The 20,369-nt window shown below is 69.0% G+C and carries 17 protein-coding genes and 1 tRNA gene; 10 read left to right on the forward strand and 8 right to left on the reverse strand.

All coding sequences use genetic code 11. The features are described 5' to 3' along the window. Window positions 1-31 precede the first annotated feature (31 nt). Window positions 32-1,753: an adenine deaminase gene (gene ade / locus ABC766_RS26065; protein WP_345819819.1), complete on the reverse strand. Its 1,722-nt coding sequence runs from the start codon at window positions 1,751-1,753 to the stop codon at window positions 32-34. A gap of 128 nt (window positions 1,754-1,881) precedes the next feature. Here ade and ilvD point away from each other — a divergent pair, with 128 nt between their 5' ends. Continuing rightward, a complete protein-coding gene (gene ilvD / locus ABC766_RS26070) occupies window positions 1,882-3,711 on the forward strand; it encodes a dihydroxy-acid dehydratase (protein ID WP_043357638.1) in 1,830 nt (609 codons plus the stop codon). Here the strand turns inward: ilvD and ABC766_RS26075 are convergent, their stop codons facing one another. The 3 genes from ABC766_RS26075 to fcl form a co-directional block, all read right to left on the reverse strand. Then, window positions 3,712-4,389 (reverse strand): GDSL-type esterase/lipase family protein, encoded by a 678-nt coding sequence (locus ABC766_RS26075; RefSeq protein ID WP_345819820.1) that lies wholly within the window; start codon window positions 4,387-4,389, stop codon window positions 3,712-3,714. It lies immediately after the preceding gene. Between the two features lie 3 nt (window positions 4,390-4,392). Continuing rightward, window positions 4,393-5,415: an SGNH/GDSL hydrolase family protein gene (locus tag ABC766_RS26080; protein ID WP_274927119.1), complete on the reverse strand. Its 1,023-nt coding sequence runs from the start codon at window positions 5,413-5,415 to the stop codon at window positions 4,393-4,395. A 75-nt stretch (window positions 5,416-5,490) separates the two neighbouring features. After that, the gene (fcl, locus tag ABC766_RS26085) at window positions 5,491-6,462 is read right to left on the reverse strand and encodes a GDP-L-fucose synthase (protein ID WP_043357622.1); all 972 of its coding nucleotides are present in this window, start codon (window positions 6,460-6,462) and stop codon (window positions 5,491-5,493) included. Between the two features lie 277 nt (window positions 6,463-6,739). Between fcl and ABC766_RS26090 the strand changes: the two genes are divergently transcribed. The 4 genes from ABC766_RS26090 to ABC766_RS26105 all read left to right on the forward strand — a co-directional run bounded on the left by ABC766_RS26090 (window position 6,740) and on the right by ABC766_RS26105 (window position 10,962). Next, on the forward strand, window positions 6,740-8,164 hold the full coding sequence (locus ABC766_RS26090; protein ID WP_345819821.1) for a hypothetical protein: 1,425 nt from the start codon (window positions 6,740-6,742) through the stop codon (window positions 8,162-8,164). 73 nt (window positions 8,165-8,237) lie between these two features. Continuing rightward, window positions 8,238-9,761, forward strand: coding sequence for a phytoene desaturase (locus tag ABC766_RS26095; protein WP_345819822.1), 1,524 nt, complete (start codon window positions 8,238-8,240; stop codon window positions 9,759-9,761). Further along, entirely contained in the window at window positions 9,742-10,812 is a 1,071-nt protein-coding gene (locus tag ABC766_RS26100; RefSeq protein ID WP_345819823.1) for a phytoene/squalene synthase family protein, read from the forward strand. The genes ABC766_RS26095 and ABC766_RS26100 overlap by 20 nt, the downstream gene beginning before the upstream one ends. Window positions 10,813-10,833: 21 nt before the next feature. Beyond that, window positions 10,834-10,962: a hypothetical protein gene (locus ABC766_RS26105; protein ID WP_257791596.1), complete on the forward strand. Its 129-nt coding sequence runs from the start codon at window positions 10,834-10,836 to the stop codon at window positions 10,960-10,962. Window positions 10,963-11,170: 208 nt separating this feature from the next. Here ABC766_RS26105 and hemC read toward each other — a convergent pair whose 3' ends face one another. Beyond that, window positions 11,171-12,094, reverse strand: coding sequence for a hydroxymethylbilane synthase (gene hemC, locus ABC766_RS26110; protein ID WP_053610721.1), 924 nt, complete (start codon window positions 12,092-12,094; stop codon window positions 11,171-11,173). 187 nt (window positions 12,095-12,281) lie between these two features. On the opposite strand from hemC, the gene ABC766_RS26115 reads away from it, so the two are divergent. The 3 genes from ABC766_RS26115 (at window position 12,282) to ABC766_RS26125 (ending at window position 14,496) form a co-directional block, all read left to right on the forward strand. Continuing rightward, the gene (locus ABC766_RS26115) at window positions 12,282-13,202 is read left to right on the forward strand and encodes a metallophosphoesterase (RefSeq protein ID WP_043379947.1); all 921 of its coding nucleotides are present in this window, start codon (window positions 12,282-12,284) and stop codon (window positions 13,200-13,202) included. A gap of 201 nt (window positions 13,203-13,403) precedes the next feature. Next, complete coding sequence (locus tag ABC766_RS26120) at window positions 13,404-13,958, forward strand: TerB family tellurite resistance protein (RefSeq protein WP_345819824.1); 555 nt, start codon at window positions 13,404-13,406, stop codon at window positions 13,956-13,958. Between the two features lie 76 nt (window positions 13,959-14,034). Next, window positions 14,035-14,496 (forward strand): ABC transporter ATPase, encoded by a 462-nt coding sequence (locus ABC766_RS26125; RefSeq protein WP_345819825.1) that lies wholly within the window; start codon window positions 14,035-14,037, stop codon window positions 14,494-14,496. A 38-nt stretch (window positions 14,497-14,534) separates the two neighbouring features. Here ABC766_RS26125 and ABC766_RS26130 read toward each other — a convergent pair whose 3' ends face one another. Beyond that, window positions 14,535-16,067, reverse strand: coding sequence for an acyl-CoA carboxylase subunit beta (locus ABC766_RS26130; protein WP_043379941.1), 1,533 nt, complete (start codon window positions 16,065-16,067; stop codon window positions 14,535-14,537). 158 nt (window positions 16,068-16,225) lie between these two features. Beyond that, window positions 16,226-16,300: transfer RNA gene (locus tag ABC766_RS26135), tRNA-Val, on the reverse strand. A 258-nt stretch (window positions 16,301-16,558) separates the two neighbouring features. Here ABC766_RS26135 and ABC766_RS26140 point away from each other — a divergent pair. Continuing rightward, entirely contained in the window at window positions 16,559-16,900 is a 342-nt protein-coding gene (locus tag ABC766_RS26140) for a SelT/SelW/SelH family protein (RefSeq protein ID WP_083683805.1), read from the forward strand. Between the two features lie 55 nt (window positions 16,901-16,955). Continuing rightward, the gene (locus ABC766_RS26145) at window positions 16,956-19,172 is read left to right on the forward strand and encodes a sensor histidine kinase (protein ID WP_345819826.1); all 2,217 of its coding nucleotides are present in this window, start codon (window positions 16,956-16,958) and stop codon (window positions 19,170-19,172) included. A gap of 45 nt (window positions 19,173-19,217) precedes the next feature. On the opposite strand, the gene ABC766_RS26150 is transcribed toward ABC766_RS26145, so the two are convergent. Next, window positions 19,218-20,366: an ABC transporter permease gene (locus tag ABC766_RS26150; RefSeq protein ID WP_345819827.1), complete on the reverse strand. Its 1,149-nt coding sequence runs from the start codon at window positions 20,364-20,366 to the stop codon at window positions 19,218-19,220. Window positions 20,367-20,369: the final 3 nt, after the last annotated feature.

The following is a 20,369-nucleotide window of genomic DNA, read 5'->3' on the forward strand; positions in this document are numbered from 1 at the left end:
ACAGCCCCATTTAAATTGCGCACAATCGAAATCAAGGGTCGATCAGGGCGAAACGGTCGACATCCACAAGGCCCCGGTCGGTGATCTTGAGATGGGGGATGACCGGGAGCGGCAGGAACGCCACCTGCAGAAACGGCTCCGGCAGCACGACACCGAGGCCTCTGGCGGCCGACCGCAGAGTCACGAGCGACCGGCGGATGTCGTCGAACGGCATCAAGCTCATCAGGCCGGCGACGGGCAGCGCGATCTCGGCGCGCACCTCGCCACCCTCGACCACGACGAAGCCGCCCTCGATCTCGCCCAGACGGTTCACGGCCACGGCCATGTCGGAATCATCCGCCCCGACGACCGTGATGTTGTGACTGTCATGCCCGACCGACGAGGCGATGGCCCCCCGCTTCAGGCCGAAGCCTTTCACGAACGCGACCCCGATGCCGCGCACCCCCGGCGCGGCGCGGCCGTGCCGTTCGACCACCGCGACCTTGATGACGTCCTGGTCCAGGTCGATCCGGCGCTCCCCGCCGGAATAGGGCAGGGCGAGGTCATGACGCAGGGTGATGATCTGGCCCGGGATCACCCCGATCACCGGCGTCGAAGGCCCGGAGCCCGGCGCGGCGAAATCCGCGGCGCTGACCCGCCGCGCCCGCACGCTGCCGCGGCCGATCGGCTCCACGGCGGGTCGCGTGGCGAACAGCGCCTCGTTCACCGGGCGTCCGGCACTGAGAACCTGGGACACGGCGCAGGTGTCGAGATCGTCAAGCACCACGAGATCGGCGCGCTGGCCGGGGGCGACGAGCCCCCGGTCGTGAAGCCCGAACGCCCGGGCCGCCGACCACGAGGCCGCACGGTAGGCGGCGAGGGGTGGGACGCCGAGGGCGATGGCGGTCCGGATGACGAAGTCGAGATGCCCCTCCTCGGCGATGTCGAGGGGGTTCCGGTCATCGGTGCAGAAGGCCAGGAACGGCGCCGTCCGCTCGGTCAGGATCGGCGCGAGCGCGTGCAGATCCTTGCAGACCGAGCCCTCTCGGATCAGCACCGTCATCCCCTTGGACAGTTTCTCCAGGGCTTCTTCCGGCGTGGTGGCCTCGTGTTCGGTGCGGATGCCGGCCGCGATGTAGGCGTTCAGTCCGAGGCCGCGCAGGAGCGGGGCGTGACCGTCGATATGCCGGCCCTGGAAGGCGGCGAGCTTGTCGAGCACGCCGGGATCGGCCGCCAGCACGCCGGGGAAGTTCATGAATTCGGCGAGCCCGATGACCTTCGGGTGGCCGACGAAGGACAGCAGGTCCTGCGCGTCGATCCGCGCCCCCGAGGTTTCCAGATGGTCGGTGGCCGGGACGCAGGACGAGAGCTGCACGCGCAGGTCCATCGCCAGCGTTTCGGACGAAGCGAGGAACCATCGGAAGGCGTCCGTTCCGAGAACGTTGGCCATCTCGTGCGGGTCGCAGATCCCCGTGGTGACGCCGTGGGGGAGAACGCAGCGCTCGAATTCCTGCGGGGGCATCAGCGAGGATTCGACGTGGAAATGCGTGTCGATGAAGCCCGGCACAACGACCTTGCCGGAGATGTCGATCTCCCGCGTGCCGCGATAGTGGCCGAAGGTGCCGACGATGCGGTCGCGGCAGATCGCAATATCGGAGGCGACAAGCGCCCCGGTGACGAGGTCGAGGAAACGGCCGCCCTTCAGGACGAGGTCGGCCTCCGTGCGACCCTGGCCCTGCGCGATGGCCCGCCGGAGCGATTCCACCTGTGTCATCACGATATCGTCCCTCCCTCCTGCCATCTGCCAGGAGCATGCCACGGGGGCGGCCCCTTCCGCGACGCTTGCAGAGGCGCGAGCACCGGCGCAGAAGCCTTTCACCTTTGAACCAGTCGAAGCTCTCGATGCCCGCCTATCGTTCCCGCACCACCACCCACGGCCGCAACATGGCCGGCGCCCGCGGCCTCTGGCGCGCCACCGGCATGAAGGATGCCGATTTCGGCAAGCCGATCATCGCCGTGGTGAACTCGTTCACCCAGTTCGTGCCCGGCCATGTCCACCTCAAGGATCTCGGCCAGCTGGTCGCCCGCGAGATCGAGGCCGCCGGCGGCGTCGCCAAGGAGTTCAACACCATCGCGGTGGATGACGGCATCGCCATGGGCCATGACGGGATGCTGTACTCGCTGCCGTCCCGGGAGCTGATCGCCGATTCCGTCGAGTACATGGTCAACGCGCATTGCGCCGACGCGATGGTGTGCATCTCGAACTGCGACAAGATCACACCCGGCATGCTGATGGCCAGCTTACGCCTCAACATTCCGACGGTGTTCGTCTCGGGCGGCCCGATGGAGGCCGGCAAGGTCCAGCTGCCGGGCATCGCCAGGAAGGTCGATCTCGTCGACGCGATGATCGCCGCAGCCGACGACCGCATCTCCGACGAGGATGTCGCGGTGATCGAGCGCTCGGCCTGCCCGACCTGCGGATCGTGTTCGGGCATGTTCACGGCGAATTCCATGAACTGCCTCACCGAGGCGCTGGGCCTGGCGCTGCCGGGCAACGGCTCGGTGCTCGCCACCCATGCCGACCGCAAGCGCCTGTTCGTGGAGGCCGGTCACCTCATCGTCGATCTCGCCCGCCGCCACTACGAGCAGGACGACGCGGGCGTGCTGCCGCGTGCCGTGGCGAGCTTCAAGGCGTTCGAGAACGCCATGACCCTCGACATCGCCATGGGCGGCTCGACCAACACGGTCCTCCACCTGCTGGCGGCGGCGCACGAGGGCGAGGTGCCCTTCACCATGGCCGATATCGACCGGCTGTCCCGGCGGGTGCCGGTGCTGTGCAAGGTCGCCCCTGCGGTGGCCAACGTCCATATGGAGGACGTGCACCGGGCCGGCGGCATCATGGGGATCCTCGGCGAGCTCGACCGGGCCGGTCTGATCGACACCGAAGTCGGCAACGTCTCGGCCGGCACGCTGGGCAACGCCCTTGCCCGCTGGGACGTGCGCGCCGCGCCGAGCGCGTCGGTCCAGACCTTCTACCGGGCGGCCCCGGGCGGCGTGCCGACCCAGGTGGCCTTCAGCCAGGAATCACGCTTCGACGAACTCGATCTCGACCGGGAAGGCGGTGTCATCCGCGATGCCGCACACGCCTATTCGCAGGATGGCGGGCTCGCGGTCCTCTACGGCAACCTCGCCGAGCAGGGCTGCATCGTGAAGACCGCAGGCGTCGATGCCTCGATCCTGACCTTCACCGGGACGGCGCGGGTGTTCGAGAGCCAGGATGCGGCCGTCGACGGCATCCTCAACGGCAAGGTCACGGCCGGCGAGGTGGTGCTGATCCGCTACGAGGGGCCACGCGGCGGCCCCGGCATGCAGGAGATGCTTTATCCGACGAGCTACCTGAAATCGAAGGGGCTCGGAAAGGCCTGCGCCCTCGTCACCGACGGGCGGTTCTCCGGCGGCTCCTCGGGCCTGTCCATCGGCCACGTCTCGCCGGAGGCCGCCGAGGGCGGCCTGATCGGCCTCGTGCGCGACGGCGATCGGATCGCCATCGATATTCCGAACCGGCGCATTCATCTGGACGTGGATCAGGCGGAGCTGGATCGGCGGCGGATCGCGCAGGACGCGGCGGGCTGGCAGCCGGCGACCCCGCGCAAGCGCAAGGTGAGTACGGCACTGCGTGCCTATGCCATGCTGACGACCAGCGCGGCCCACGGGGCGGTGCGCCGGCTCTGATCAGCGGGCGCCGAGAACCAGAACGGCGGCAGCACCGAGGAGCGCTGCCGCCGCCACCGCAAGACCGATCCACCGTCGGCGGACCTTGGCTGCGCCCCGCCCCACCCCTCCGGGCGTCGGCGGCGGGATGCGCCCGAGCGCGGCGAGCATCAGCGGCTCGATGGCGGCGTAGCCGGCCGGGCTCAGATGAAGCCCGTCGGTGCCGTATTCGGGCCGGAGTCCGCCTGTCTCGGTCGCCAGCACCGCATGGTAGTCGATGAATGTCGCGCCGTGCTCGTGCGCATGGTCTCGCAACCATGCATTGACCGCCGCGATCATCGCCGACGCGTCGCGCACCTCCGGATTCCAGGGGATGCTGGCGGCGGGCATGATCGAGCCGATCCAGGCCTTCACGCCCATGGCGCGGGCCTCGTCGAGCATGCCGGCGAGCGTTCGGGCGATCTCGTCGGCCGGGACGAAGAAGCCCTCGTTGCGGCCGATATCGTTCACACCGCACAGAAGATGCACGCCCCGGGCTCGCGTTTCCTCGAGGTCGCGCCGAAACCGCATGGTGATCCAGCGGGCCGTCTGACCGGACCCGCCGCGGGGGATCAGGTTGTAGGCCTCGAAGGTGCCCGCCCGGTGGAAGCCCCACAATTCGGTGATCGAATCCCCGATGAAGACGATCGGTTCGCGCACGGCTCAGGCCGGCGTCGCGGTCCCGAGGGTCTCGGCCACCTCCGCCTGGAGGCGGTCCGCCATCATCTGGCGGCCCTCTGAGGTCACGTGAACGATGTCCGTGAAAAGGTTTCGGGCGTCGCCTTCGAACAGGCGGCTGAGGTCCCGGGCCGCAAAGGCTGAATCCCGCGTATCCAGCCGGCCGAGAACACCCTCGAAACGTGCATACTGGCGGTCGAGATAGGCCAGGAACGCGTCGGAGGCCGTGCCCGCCTCCGTGCCGACGGGCGCGCCCTTGCGGACGATCGTGGGCTGCAGGAGGAACCGAACCGGGGCACCGATGCCGGGAGCGAGCCGCGCGAGCCGCCTGAGCGCCAGCTCGAACTGCCGCACGACCTCCCATTCCCAGATCTCGGACTGCCAGTTCGTCAGCGCCCGCAGATTCTCGAGACGGTTGAAGATCATCGCCTGCAAGCCGTCATAGGACAGTGCTACCGTGTCCTCTGCGCTCTTCCTCGGGTCGAAGAAGTAATCGTAGAGACTTTCATTGGCGAAGTGATTGTATGGAACGCCGGCCCGCGGATCGAAGCTCCAGGGCTGAAAGATGTCGGTCGCTCCGCCGACGATCAGGATGACGTCGGGCTGAAGATCCATCAGCCGCGTCGTGACCAGGGCGATCATCTGATTCAGGCAGGCCGAGACGGCGCCGAAATTGTAGACGCGCGCCCCCGCCCCATGGGCCTGCTTCAGCCCGGTCTCCAGCCGCCCCGGCACGGTATCGGCGAAGACCTGTCCGTCGATCAGGGTGCTGTCGCCGACGACGAAGACCCGCAGCGTCTCGGATGAGGGCCGCGTATCCGCATGCGCGTCGTTGCGATACCCGAGGGCGTCGTAGCGCCAGTCCTGGCCGCCCGCGACCGTCAGCGGCTTGCCGGCGAACTGGACATATGGCGCGGGAAACCGGCTGTTCGCGTCGAAGTTCTGGAAGCTCTGCAGGAACTTCCGGCGTCGCGCATCGGCGCTGTCGTCGGGTGGCCGATGGGCCATGAACCGTCTCCTCCCCGAGCGGATGGTCGGTGGCGATGGAGTGAAAGGATGAGGCGGCCGCGCCGGCGCGGCCGTTCAGCTCCGAATCGAGGCGTGGTTCTCGAGGAACCATCCATAGGTCTGGCGCAGCCCGTCCTCCAGGCCGATCTCCGGCCGCCAGCCCATGGCCCTGAGGCGCGACACGTCCATCAGCTTGCGCGGCGTCCCGTCGGGCTTGGTGGCGTCGAAGTCGAGCCGGCCTGCGTAGCCGATTACCTGGGCCAGCGCCTCGGCCAACTCCCGGATGGTGCAATCCTCGCCGGTGCCGACATTGATGTGCGACAGGTCCGGCCGCGTGTTGGCCGCGTAGACCCCGTCGTCCATCTCCATCACGAAGACGCTGGCGCGGGCCATGTCGTCAACGTGCAGGAACTCGCGCATCGCCCGGCCGGTGCCCCAGACCGTGACCGACGGGCGGCCTTCGACCTTCGCCTCGTGCAGGCGGCGCATCAGCGCCGGCAGGACGTGGGCGTTCTCGGGATGAAAGTTGTCGTTCGGCCCGTACAGGTTCGTCGGCATGACGCTGCGGTAGCGCCGCCCGTATTGGCGGTTGTAGCTCTCGCACATCTTGATCCCGGCGATCTTGGCGATCGCGTAGGGCTCGTTGGTCGGCTCCAGAAGCCCGGTCAGGAGCGCGTCCTCGCGCATCGGCTGCGGGGCCAGCTTCGGGTAGATGCACGACGAGCCGAGGAACAGCAGCCGGTCGACATCGTGCGTGTGCGCGGCGTCGATCAGGTTCGACTGGATCAGCAGGTTCTCGTGGATGAATTCGGCGGGATAGGTGTTGTTGGCGTGGATGCCGCCGACCTTGGCGGCCGCAAGGTAGACCTGATCGATGCGGTTGTCGGCGAAGAAGCGACGGACCGCCGCCTGATCGAGAAGGTCGAGACTCTGGCGGTCGGCCGTGAGGATGCGCTCGTGGCCCAGCTCACGCAGCCGACGCACGATCGCCGAGCCCACCATGCCCCGATGGCCCGCCACGAAAATGGTCTGACCTCGACCGTCCATCACGCGTCCGTTCCCTGCCGAAAGCTCGGATTTCCAAGCCCCTATAGCCCCTTTCCGTCGGGATATCGCCGCGCAAACACGCGTTTTCTGAGGCGGCTGCCGGTGCCCCCTCGGCCGCCGAGAGAACACCTATCTGTGCGGGCACTTCCGATAGCAATACAACCGAAAGTTAGCGTTAATCATTCCACTAGAAGATGCATTCTGTTCCCGCTCGCTGATTGCTGAGTTGCATGGCCGGTTCGGAACCCCGTCCCGCTGCGCAGCAATGGAGTTCCAGATGCGTCCCTCGACCCTCGTGCCGGCTCACGCCCGGGCTGCCTGGCTCGCCGTCCCCCGCTGGTGGATCACGCCGACCATCCCGCTCACCGCCGGCCTCCTGATCTGCACGGCGCAGACGACACCGGTCCAGGCGCAGCTTCTTCGCGGCACCCTGGACACAACCACGAGTAGCATTCTCGGCACCGGTGTGACGCTCGGCACCACCGCTCCCGGGACCGGCATCCTCGGGACCGGCCTCAACGTCGGGACCACGAGCGGAGGCGTCCTCGGAACCGGTCTGGTCGTCGGCACGACTGGCCCCGGCGACGGACTGCTCGGCACCGGTCTCAACCTCGGGACGGCGAGCGGAACCGGAACTGGCGGAACTGGAACCACCGGCGGAACCGGCGGAAGTGTGACCGGCGGCGGGACCGGCGGAACAGCGGGAAGCGGAGCAGCCGCCAGCTCCAATCAGGGTCTCTACATCGTCACAGGGAGCACCACGCAGTCCCAGGGCCAGACCGTAATCACCGACCTGAGACTCTCACAGCTGTCCAGCATCACCGGCGTCGCCGCCAACAACACCAGCGGCTTGGCCGCCCCGATCGCTGTCGGCGCCGACGCCCTCGCGGTGGGCGCCGGTTCAAGTGCGGCCGGTTCGGCATCGACCGCCGTGGGCACCGGCGCGAGCGCGGCGAATACCGGCAGCGTCGCCCTCGGCTTTGCGGCGAGCGCTCAGGGGCTCGGCGGAACGGCCATCGGTACGGCGTCTGCGGCGTCGGGGGCCGGGAGCACCGCGCTCGGGTTCGTCGCCGGCGCGACCGGGACAGGTTCCACCGCCATCGGCGCGGCCGCTTCGGCCGCCGGAAACAACAGCGTCGCGCTCGGCAACGGGGCTGCCGCCAACCAAGCCAACACGATCGCCATCGGCGCCAACGTGAAGACCACGCAGGCCAACCAAGTGGCGATCGGCAATTCCGCCAACACCTACCGGCTGGCCGGCGTCGCATCTCAGGCGAGCGCTGCCGCTCAGAGCGGAGCGACGGCCTTCGTGACCACCGATGCCAGCGGCAACCTTGCGGCCTCGGCCTACGGGCCGTCGACGATCGCAGGTCTCGGCAACCGAATCGATTCGGTCCAGGGACAGGTCAACGCGCTGGAGGCCAAGACCGATTCCGTGCAGCGCTACGCCATCCAGACCCGCAAGGAGGCCCGGCAGGGCGTGGCGATGGCCATCGCGATGGCGACCGCGCCGATGCCGTCCGCGCCGGGCAAGACCACCTGGGCGACGAATGGCGCAACCTATCGAGGCGAGTGGGCCGGCGGCCTTGCGGTGGCGCACCGCTTGCCGACCTGCTGCGTCCCGATCGCGGTCACGGCCGGCATGGCCTATGGCGGCGACAACGCCGTCGGCGTCCGCGCCGGACTGGCCGGCGAGTTCTGAACGACTGGGACCCGGCAAGGCGGACGGCACTTCGACCTTGCGCGTCGGTGAAAGGCCGCAGTAGTGTCAACCAATGCTGACACTCGCGGTCGACCACAGGGTTGCGCATTCGATCGATGGGCGTCCGCACGCCGTCGTCGTCGGCTCAGGCTTCGGGGGTCTCGCCGCCGCGATCCGTTTGGGTGCGCGGGGCTACCGCGTCACCGTCCTCGAACGCCTGGCCCAGGCCGGGGGCCGTGCCCGGGTCCATCGGCAGGACGGCTTCACCTTCGATGCCGGTCCGACGATCGTCACGGCCCCGCAGCTTTTCGAGGAACTCTGGCAGCTCGCCGGCCGCCAGCTCGCGGACGATGTGACGCTGGTACCGATGGATCCGTTCTACCGGATCCGCTTCGCCGACGGGACATCCTTCGCCTACAGCGGCGACGTGGATCGCATGCGCGCCGAGGTCGCGCGCTTCGCACCGGACGACGTCGCGGGCTACGAGCGCTTCATGGCTCACAGCCGGGCCGTTTGCCGGATCGGCTTCGAGCAGCTCGGTCATGTGCCTTTCGGCAGTGTCGGATCGATGCTCAAGATCGCACCCGACCTGTTGCGCCTGTCCGGACACCGTTCCGTTTACGAGGTGGTGGCGCGGTTCATCCGCGACGAGCGGCTGCGCACGGTGTTCAGCTTTCACCCGCTGCTGATCGGCGGCAACCCGTTCCGAGCCAGCGCCATCTACTGCCTGATCGCCGATCTCGAGCGGCGTTGGGGCGTCCACTTCGCCATGGGCGGGACCGGGCAGCTGGTCGATGGCTTGGTGCGTCTGATCCGGACACAGGGCGGCCGCCTCCGCCTCGGCGTCGACGTCGCGCGCATCCAGGTGGAGGAGGGCGCTGCCACGGGTGTCGTACTGACCAGCGGCGAGGTGATCGGCGCCGACCTCGTGGTCTCCAACGCCGACTCGGCCGTGACGCATGCGAGTCTGCTGCCGGAAGCGCAGCGCTGGAGCCGCACCCGGTTTCGGCGGGCCCGCTCGTCGATGGGGCTCTTCGTCTGGTATTTCGGCACCAATCGGCAGTATCCGGGGGTAGATCATCATACGATCCTGCTCGGACCGCGGTACCGCGACCTGCTGGCCGACATCTTCGACCGGAAGGTCTTGGCCGAGGACGCGAGCCTCTACCTGCACCGGCCGACCGCCACCGACCCGAGCCTCGCCCCCCCGGGATGCGACGCCTTCTACGTCCTGGCCCCGGTGCCGAATCTCGCGGGTGGCCAGGATTGGCAGGCGCTTGCCGAACCGTACCGGCGCCGGATCGCCGCCATGCTGGAGGCGAGTGTGATGCCCGGCCTGTCGGAGTCCATCGTCACGTCCAAGGTGACGACCCCTCTGGATTTTCAGGACGATTTCCTGAGCTACCGGGGCTCGGGCTTCGGTCTGGAGCCGGTGCTGACCCAATCGGCGTGGTTCAGGCCGCACAATCGGTCGAACACCGTCCGCAACCTTTACCTGGTCGGCGCCGGCACACACCCGGGTGCGGGCCTGCCCGGCGTGCTCTCCTCTGCCCGTATTCTCGACAGCGTGGTCCCCGATGCCCGCGTTACCGCCTGAATTCGCCGCCGCGGCCGACCGCACCGCCTGCCGGGTCGCGATCCGGGCCGGTTCGAAGAGCTTCTTCGCCGCCGGCCAATTGCTGCCGGCCGAAGTCCGCGAGGCGGCCTACGGCCTCTACGCCTTCTGCCGACTCTCGGACGACCTCGTCGACGACGCGACCGATCCGGCCGGACGACGCGACGCCGTGGCCCGCCTCGAGGCACGCATCGGCCGTGCCTATGCCGGGCGACCCGCCGACGCTCCCGCCGACCGGGCCTTCTCGGAGATCGTCGCCACATACGCGATCCCGGAGGCCCTGCCGCGTGCCCTGATCGAAGGCTTTGCCTGGGACGCCGAAGGCCGGCGCTACGCCGATCTGGGGGCGCTCCATGCCTACGCCGCCCGTGTCGCCGGCTCCGTCGGCGCCATGATGGCGCTGATCATGGGCACCCGCGAACCGGACGCCCTGGCCCGCGCCTGCGACCTCGGCGCCGCGATGCAATTCACCAACATCGCCCGCGACGTCGGCGAGGATGCCCGGATGGGCCGTCTCTACTTGCCGCTGGACTGGATGGATGCGGCTGGGCTCGATCCGGAGGCATTCCTCGCAGATCCGCGGCCGAGCCCGGCGCTGGCCAAGGTGGTGGCCCGCCTCCTCGCCGAAGCGGACGTCCTTTATACCCGCGCGGAGGCCGGAATCGCAGCGCTGCCGCGCGGCTGCCGGTCGTCGATCCGGGCGGCCGGATTGATCTATTCCGAGATCGGCCGCGTGGTGGCGGCGCACGACTACGATTCGGTCCAGCGCCGCGCCCGGGTCGGAACGGCACGGAAGCTGGTTCTGATCGCCCGCGCAGCCCGCACGCCCGCGGTCGCGGCCAGCCTCGGCGGGCCTTCACTGCCGGAAGCCGCCTTCCTGATCGAGGCCGTCGCGCGCGAACCGCTCGTGCCGACGCGTCGGCGCCCGGCGCTGCGGCCGTGGTGGGATGTCGGCGGCCGGGTCGTGCACGTCCTCGATCTGATCGAGCGGATGCGCGAGCGCGAGACGTTCGGCCGCTCGGCGCCGTCCTGACCTGCGGCCTGGAGGACATCGGTGAGCGACGGGCTGTTCGCGGCTTTCGATATCGGCCTCGTCTTCGCCCTGGCTTTCGGGGTGGGGATTTGGCAGCTCATCGTGGTCCGCCGCAGCATCCGGCGTGATCGCGATCGCGAGCCGGACTGAGGCGATCCGCACCGCACGGGTCCCGGCCGACTGGCCAGGCGCTGAGAGCGCCCGTCGGCGGATCCCGGCTCTGTCAGCGACGGGCGACGTCAGGCCCCCAGATTCGCCCTCCAGCACGTCACGCTCCCCGCCACAGGGCGGCGGCCGGCCGCCATCCGCACCGGCCTGCGTGAAGGCGATCGGGAGCGTGGGTCCTGCGGCCCGTCTTCTACTGCAGGTGACGGGTATAGGTGTCGCCGGCAGCCGCCTTGAGGGCGGCTCCCGCCTCCTGGCCGATCCGCTCCGCATCCGTCACGGGCCCCTGTCGGGACGCGGACCAGTGGCGGCTGCCGTCGGGCAGGAACAGCAAGCCGTCGATCCGCAGGACATCCCCGTCGATCTGCGCCAGGGCGGCGATCGGCGTCCGGCAGGATCCATCGAGTTCCGCGAGCAGCGATCGCTCGGCCGACACGGCGATGGTGGTCCGGGCGCAGGCGATGGGCGCCAGGAGGTCGCGGATGACCGCGTCGTCCGTACGGCACTCGATGCCCAGTGCCCCCTGTGCCACCGCCGGCAGCATCTCCTCGACCGACAGGACGCTGCGGGCCATGTCTTCCAGCCCGAGGCGCTGGAGGCCCGCCAGGGCGAGCAGCGTCGCGTCGCATTCCCCGGCCTCGAGCTTGCGCATCCGGGTGTTGGCGTTGCCCCGCAGCGGCACGACCCGGAGATCGGGCCGCCGCATCAGAACCTGCGCGCCGCGGCGCAGCGACGAGGTCCCGATCCGCGCGCCCGCCGGCAGCCCCGCCAGACCATCCGCATGCGGCGACAGGAATGCGTCCCGCGGATCGTCACGTTCGAGGATGCAGGCGATGGTGAGCCCGTCGGGAAGCCAGGTCTCCACGTCCTTCATCGAGTGCACGGCGACGTCGACCTCGCCGGCGAACAGCGCCTGCTCGAGTTCCTTGGTGAACAACCCTTTGCCGCCGATCTCGGAGAGCGGCCGGTCCAGGATCTTGTCGGCCACGGTGGTCACGACCACCAACTCGGTCTCCAGGCCCGGATTGGCGGCGACGATTTGGTCCCGCACCATGCCGGTCTGCGCGAGCGCCATCGGAGAGCCGCGGGTGCCGATGCGCAGGGGGCGGTTCAACATCTGGTTCCGGATCACTTCGCTGGACGAGACACTGCCTTATAAACCGAGCGGGGCGGCAGGCCATGGTCCGTCTCGCGGGTTTCGAAGCGGTAAAGCGCGATCGTGAAATCCAGTCTTGCCCCGCTTTCGCCGGACTGCGCTCCTAGCGGGACACCGGCGTAGTTCGGAGCCAACGGGTGTTGTCGCGATGCTGATCATGCCGAGCCGACGGCAAGTCCTGACGGGGCTCGCTGCAGGCGCGGGCATCACCGCCGCCACCGGCGTCTATGCCCTCGACATCGAGCCGCTGCATCGGCTGGTGGTGACATCCTATGCGCCGACCCTGCCGCGGTGGGATCCGTCGCTGCAACTACGGGTGGCGGTCCTGGCGGATTTCCACATCTGCGAGCCGTTCATGCCGTTCGACCGGGTGGCGCAGATCGTCGAAGCGACCAACGCGCTCGAACCGGATCTGGTGCTTCTGCTCGGCGATTATCCGGCCGGGCGGATCGCGTGGCGCAAGCTGCCGCTCGATCAGTTCGCCCGGATGATGACCGAACTCAAGGCGCCCCTCGGCACGCACGCGATCCTCGGCAATCACGATTGGTGGGACGACCATACGGTCCAGAGGAACGGCCGCGGCGTGCCCGCGGTCAGGCGCCTGCTGGAGGCACAGGGTATCCCGGTTCTCGAGAATCGTGCGGTGCGCCTGGTGAAGGACGGCCGGCCGTTCTGGCTCGCCGGTCTCGGCGACCAACAGCCCTTCTTCGACGCGTGGAACACGTTCAGCTTGGCCGACCTGCCGCGAACGCTCGATCCGATCACCGATTCGGCACCCGTGATCCTGATGGCGCACGAGCCCGACATCTTCGTCGCCGTGCCCGACCGCGTCTCCCTGACCCTCGCCGGGCACACCCATGGCGGCCAAATTCGCCTGTTCGGCCACGCCCCCGCGATCCGCAAGGTGCAGGGACACGACTATTCCTACGGCCATGTCATCCAGGACGGCCGCCACATGATCGTCTCGGGCGGGTTCGGGATGAGCCGCATCCCGGTGCGGATGGGCGTCCCTCCCGAGATCGTCCTCCTCGAACTCGGCAAGACGGACGCGGTAACAGCCGCCAGCTGAGCGCGGGGCACTCGCGGGACCGCCGCTCGACTGTCACACGATCGATGGATCGTCGAAGCACAATCCGGCCGCGCGCAAGTCATGCGATCGGAATTCTGTAGATCAGATGATGAATTCCGGTGCCCGGAGGCTTTCGGCGGCAATTTGACACATCGAGATGTGCATGGGACCGTCCCGCATCGATTCGATCTGGGGACGTTCATGCCGATCCTGCTCGGCCTCATCGGTCTCATCGTTGCGGGACTGTTCTGGATCTTGCGGACGCACGGGACCGTCAAGGGTCTGCAGGAGGTCAACCGGGACACGAAGGGGCTCCAGCGCCGCGCCGTGTCCACCTTCGAGAACCTCGTCGGAACGCCGCTGCAGCGTGTGCGCGATCCCCGCTTGGCCGCGATCATCCTGATGATTCAGCTGGTCCGTACGGGCAGCCCCCTGACCGCCAGCGAGAAGACGCGAATCCTCGAATACATGGAGACTCCCCTGGAGGTGGAGCGGATCTCGGCGACCTTAGAGCGGGCCTGGGGCTACACGCAGGCGCGGCTTCCCTTCTCGCACGTCGCCGACGCGCTGGCTCCGCTGCTGCGCGACGCGCTGACACCGGCCGAGCGGGAGCAGTTGGTCGCGATGCTGACCCAGGTGGCTGGCGCGCATTCTCCGCCGAGTGAGTTGCAGCGCGAGGGCATCGCCCGCCTGAAGCGACGGCTTCTTGCCGGCGCGGGGGCCGCTCTCGACACGCGGCGGGGCGAATCCGCCTGATCCGGACCATGGCGGGTCGGAGGCGCCGAAGCGCCGGTTGGCTCGCCTTTGCGCGCCGTCGCGCTACCTCGCGGGTATGCGCGCACTCTTCCCCCTGATCGTCTTCACATTTCTCGCGGCCGGCTCAGGAACGGCTTGGGCGCAATCCTGCGACACCTTGATCGACAAGGTGACCGGCGAGACTGCGGCCAAGACTACGGATCACCGGAGCGACTATGCCAGCTTCACGGCCGGTGAGGACATGACCCTGACCCTCGCCTGCGGCGGACCGGACCACTCGTCGGTCGGCGCCCAATATCGGGGCGCCACTCCGCCGGATCGCTATTTCGACGTGTTAGGCAAGGCCGGCCACGCGGTGACGGGCATCGATGCCTCCGTCATCACGGAGGCCGCGCACCGGGCCCAGGCCACCGCGACCAAGCTGCGCCACAGCAATGTCGATCTCGGCGGCGCTCGGGTGACCTGTTCGGCCATGGTGTCGCCCGACAAGGGTCCGCTGACCCTGTGCGCGGTGATCGAGAACAGCGACCGCAGTTGAGAGGCCGGCGGAGCGTGCCGCCGGCCACCGCGCCCGTGTCAGAGCGGGATGTTGTCGTGCTTCTTCCAGGGCTGTTCCATCTTCTTGGTGCGGAGCATGCCGAGGGCCTTGGCGATCCGGCGGCGGGTCGAGTGCGGCATGATCACCTCGTCGATGTAGCCGCGCTCGGCCGCCACGAACGGTGACAGGAAGCGGTCCTCGTACTCGCCGGTGCGGGCCGCGATCTTCTCCGGGTCGCCGATCTCGCTGCGGAAGATGATCTCCACCGCGCCCTTGGCGCCCATCACGGCGATCTGGGCGGTCGGCCAAGCGTAGTTGACGTCCGCACCGACATGCTTGGAGGCCATGACGTCGTAGGCGCCGCCGAAGGCCTTCCGGGTGATGATCGTCACCAGCGGCACGGTCGCCTGCGAATAGGCGAAGAGCAGCTTCGCGCCGTGCTTGATCAGGCCGCCGTATTCCTGGGCCGTGCCGGGCAGGAAGCCCGGGACGTCCACGAATGTCACGATCGGGATATCGAAGGCGTCGCAGTAGCGCACGAACCGCGCGGCCTTCCGCGAGGCGTCCGAATCGAGGACGCCCGCAAGCACGAGCGGCTGGTTCGCCACGAAGCCGACGGTGCGCCCCTCGATCCGGCCGAAGCCGGTGATGATGTTGCGGGCGTAGGCGGACTGGATCTCGAAGAAGTCGCCCTCATCCACGACGCGGCGGATCAACTCGCCCATATCGTAAGGCTTGTTCGGATTGTCGGGGATCAGCGTATCGAGGGATGCATCGATGCGGCTGACGTCGTCGAAGCTCGTGATCTCCGGCACGCCGTCGGTGTTGTTGGCCGGCAGGAAGTCGAGGAGGCGGCGGATCTGCAGGATCGCCTCGACGTCGTTCTCGAACGAGCCGTCGGCGATGGACGACTTGGTGGTGTGGACCTTGGCGCCGCCGAGCTCCTCGGCCGTGACGACCTCGTTGGTGACGGTCTTCACCACGTCGGGGCCGGTCACGAACATGTAGCTCGTGTCGCGGACCATGAAGATGAAGTCGGTCATGGCCGGCGAATAGACGTCGCCGCCTGCACAAGGACCCATGATCACCGAGATCTGCGGGATCACGCCCGAAGCCATGACGTTGCGGCGGAACACCTCCCCGTAGCCGCCGAGCGCCGCGACGCCCTCCTGGATGCGGGCGCCGCCGGCGTCGAAGATGCCGATGATCGGGGCGCGCATCTTCAGCGCCATGTCCTGGACCTTCACGATCTTCTGGGCGTGCGCCTCCGACAGGGAGCCGCCGAACACCGTGAAGTCCTTGGAGAACAGGAAGACCGTGCGGCCGTTGATCGTGCCCCATCCGGTGACGACACCGTCGCCCGGGATCTTCTGCTTCTCCATGCCGAAATCGGTGGAGCGGTGCTGCACGAACATGTCGAATTCCTCGAACGACCCGTGGTCGAGGAGGAGTTCGATCCGCTCGCGCGCCGTGAGCTTGCCGCGCTTGTGCTGCGCCTCGACGCGCTTCTCACCGCCGCCGAGCCGGGCCTGCGCCCGCCGCTCTTCGAGCTTGTCGAGGATATCCTTCATGGCTGTTCCCGCCCTTCCCCTGCCCGTAACCTGCGACCCGGATCGGGCCGGGTCCAAGCTTATGCGTTCACCGATCGAGCGCCCTTAGCACGCGCATTTCGGGTGGCAAACCGACACGGTGGTCCGCGGGATCAGACCGTCTGGAGATGGGAGCGGGATGGTGGACGGTGCAGGGATCGAACCTGCGACCTTTCCCGTGTGAAGGGAACGCACTACCGCTGTGCTAACCGTCCGTACCGGCGTGCCGTTTCAACGCACGCGATCGAGCCGCTCGCCCCCGAGGGCGCCGCAACCCGGTGGCCGGCGTTCTAGAGCGCGGCGGCCCGGGACGTCAAGCGCGGCCGACGATCTTTGCCGCACGGAGACGGGCCGGCGAAGCGCCTCCGCGTCCCGGATTGCCGAGTGCGGGTTCGGCCGTCGCCGGCGGCAGGCGCGCCACCACGGGCGCCGGCGAGGTTGACAAGGCCCGCGGCCCGGTGCGCTGTGGGGCCATGCACGATGGGCCAGCGGGCGCGAGACAGGGCAGCGACGTGACGGCGGCCTGCGCGACGGGGCCTGATCGGCCGCGCGTGGCGATCACCTACTGCACGCAGTGCAACTGGCTGCTGCGGGCAGCCTGGATGGCGCAGGAGCTCCTCTCAACCTTTCGCGACGATCTCGGCGAGGTCGCCCTCGTCCCAGCCTCGGGGGGCCTGTTCCGCATCACGCTGGGCGATGCGCTCCTCTGGGAACGGGTGCGGGACGGCGGCTTCCCGGACGTGAAGACCCTGAAGCAACGCGTGCGCGACCACCTCGACCCGGCGCGCGATCTCGGCCATATCGACCGATCATGAGGCGAGGGAACGGCAAGGCGCCTGCGGGGCACTGCGGGCCGGGGACGGACCCCGCTTGAGTCCGGATCACCAAGCCGAGGGGGCGGGCGTCCCGGCGATCATCCCCGCGCGCCGGTCGTGGCTGTCGCGGCGGCTGCATCGCTTCGGGCGGAACGGCTTCTCGACGCAGGTCTACCTGATCGCGCTGGTGATCGCGCTGATCGGCCCGGGCCTGCTGTTCACCAGCATCCTGCTGATGCGCTACGCCTCTGCCGAGCGGGCGCGCTTCGAGCAGGACGCCCGCGAGAACGTGCGCGGCATCGGCCTGTCCCTCGACCGCGACACCGCCGGTCTGGTCTCGGTGCTCCAGACACTGGCCACCTCGCCGCGGATCCGGCAGGGCGATTTCGAGGCGTTCGACGCCCAAGCGCGTCTCGTGCGCGAATCGATCGATCTGGACGTCCTGCTGCGCCGGCCCAACGGTCAGGAGGTGGTGAACACCCGCGTTCCCCGTGGGGCGCCGATGCCGATCGTCGCGTTCCCCTTCGATCAGGACCTCGCCCGGGGCACGCAACGGGCGATGGTGAGCGGCTACGTGCCGGGTCCGATGCCGGGCGAGGCGACCTACGCGGTGGGCGTGCCGGTGATGATCGACGGCGAGGTCGGCTACATCCTGAGCTTCACGGTGCCCCTGTCGCGCCTCCAAGGCATCCTGTCCCGTGAGGTCGTCCCGGGCTGGACCACCGGCATCAGCGACCGGGCCGGCATCGTTCTCGCCCGGCTGCCGGATCCCGAGGCGGTGGTCGGCAAGCCGCGCCTTGCCAGCCTTCGACAGGTGCAGTCGGCGACGCCCGGCGTCTGGGACGGCCAGGACCGCCAGCACAAGCCGGTGGTGGTGATCGAAGCGCGCTCGCGGCTCACGGGCTGGATGGTCGCCACCAGCATCCCGCAGACTGTCGTCGATGCGCGGGTGCGGCGCTGGATCTGGGCGTTCGCCGGTTTCGGCCTGCTGGTCCTCGCCACGTCGTCGCTCCTGGCGGTGAATCTCTGGTCGCGGGTCTCGCGCCCCCTCCGGTTGCTGGCCGCCTCCGGGCCAGCCCTGGCCCGGGGCGAGGCGATCCCGCGGGTGTCCTCACCGGTGCACGAGATCCAGCGACTCGCCGTCGTGCTGTCCGAGGCCTCGCTCCGGCTGCGGACCCGGGAAGAGGAGCGCGACCGGGCGCTGGCGGAGACCAAGCGCGGCCTGAGCGCCCTGAGCGAGAGCGAGGCGCGCTTCCGGCACATGGCCGATTCGGCGCCGGCCCTGATCTGGATGACCGACGAGACCGGCGCGGTCAGCTTCGCCAATCTTCATTTCGAGCACCTGTTCGGGCTGCCGGCCAACCAGTTCAACGACGATGGCTGGCACCAGATCGTCCATCCCGATGATCTGGACGGCTTCCGGACCGCCTTCGCGGAGGCCTTCGAGGCCCGGATCCCGTTCCGCACGGAGGCCCGGGTGATCGACCGGACGGGGGCGGTGCGCTGGCTCCAGTGCGAGGGTGTCCCGCGGCTGGACGACGGACAGAATTTCCTGGGCTACACCGGCTGCAATATCGACATCACCGACACGAAGAATGCCGAGGAGCACCTGCTGCTCCTGATCCACGAGTTGAACCACCGGGTGAAGAACACCCTGGCGACGGTCCAGTCGATCGCCGCCCAGTCGCTGCGCGGGCTGGAGGGCGCGGAGGCCGATGCGGCACGCGCCGCCTTCGAGGCGCGCCTCCTGGCCCTGGCGCGGGTCCACGATGTCCTCACGCGGGAGAGCTGGGAGGGCGCGGAACTCTCCGCGGTCGTGGCGGACGCGATCCGGCCGCTGGAGGCCGGCGCCGGCCGGGACTCGCGGTTCCAGGTCGTGGGACCGGCCCTGCGTCTGCCGCCACGGCTCGCGCTGTCCATCGCCATGGCCCTGCACGAACTCGGTACGAACGCCGTGAAGTACGGCGCGCTCTCCGCTGAGGGCGGCGTGGTCGAGATCTCGTGGACCGTCCGGCGCGCGGAGGACATGCAGCTGTCGCTGCGGTGGTCCGAGCGCGGCGGTCCGCCGGTGAAGAAGCCGACGCGGACCGGCTTCGGCTCGCGTCTGATCGAGCGCAGCCTCGCCCGGGAACTCGCCGGCGAGGTCGTCCTCAGCTACGAGCCGACCGGCGTGGTCTGCACCATCGACGCCCCGGTGCCGCCGCCGGGCCTGCTCGAGCGCAAGGGCGTCGCTGCACCGACACGGATCGCACCGTTGCCGCTCGCGGGTTAGGGGTTTCGAGACGCCCGTCCGTACGCGCGGGGACGGCCGCCTCCGTCAGTGATAGGGATCGGCCGCGTCGCGCAGGCCGTCGCCCATGAAATTGAAGGCCAACACCGTCACCAGCACGGGCAGGACCGGCAGGAGCAGCCAAGGGTAGAGCTGCACCGCCGCAAGATTCTGCGCCTCGTTGAGCAGCACGCCCCAGCTGGTCACCGGCGGTCTCAGGCCCAGGCCGAGGAACGACAGGGCGGTCTCGCCGAGGATCATGGTCGGGATCGACAGGGTCGCCGAGGCGATCAGGTGGCTCATGAAGTTCGGGATCAGGTGCCGGCCGATCACCCGGGCAGGCGAGGCGCCCATGAGTTCGGCGGCCTGGACGAAATCCTCCTCGCGCAGCGCCAGCAGCTTGCCGCGCACCGCCCGGGCCAGCCCGGGCCAGTCGAGCAGCCCGAGAATCACCGTGATCCCGAAGAAGATCAGCAGCGGGCTCCAGTTCGGCGGCAGGGCCGCCGACAGGGCGAGCCAGAGCGGCAGCTCGGGCAGGGAGCGGACCACCTCGATCAGCCGCTGCACCCCGGCATCGACCACGCCGCCGAAATAGCCCGCGATACCGCCGAAGAAGAGCCCGAGGGTGAAGGAGATCGCCACGCCGACGAGGCCGATGGTGAGGGAGATCCGGGCCCCGTAGACCATGCGGGAGAACAGGTCGCGCCCGAGCTTGTCGGTTCCGAGGAGGAACAGCGTCCCGTTCTCCGGCGGGCAGACGAGGTGCCAGTCGGTGTGGACGATCCCGAGCCAGTCGTAGCCGTCGCCCCGGCAGAAGAACCGCAACGGCTGCGGCGCGGACGCGTCGACCTTGTAGTCGCGGCGGAACGTGTCGAGGTCGAGATGGGCCCGGTAGGGATAGACGAACGGGCCGACGAAGCGGTCCGCATGGAACAGATGAACGCCCTGGGGCGGCGCATAGAGGTAGTCGCCGTTGCGGCGGGCCTGGCCGTAGGGTGCCAGCTGCTCGACGAAGGGCACGATCGCGTAGAGGGCGAGCAGGATCAGGGCCGAGGCCACGGCCAGACGATGGCGCAGGAACTTACGCAGGATCAGCCGCCAGGCGGACGCCGTCGCGACCGGGCTCTCGGCCCTGGCCTCAGGCTCGAAGGGGGCCGGATCGACGAAATGTCCCGATGCGGGGAGCGCGTCGTTCATGGC

Origin of the sequence: Methylobacterium fujisawaense (genome assembly GCF_039619325.1) — a bacterium.
Taxonomy (GTDB): Bacteria; Pseudomonadota; Alphaproteobacteria; order Rhizobiales; family Beijerinckiaceae; genus Methylobacterium; species Methylobacterium fujisawaense.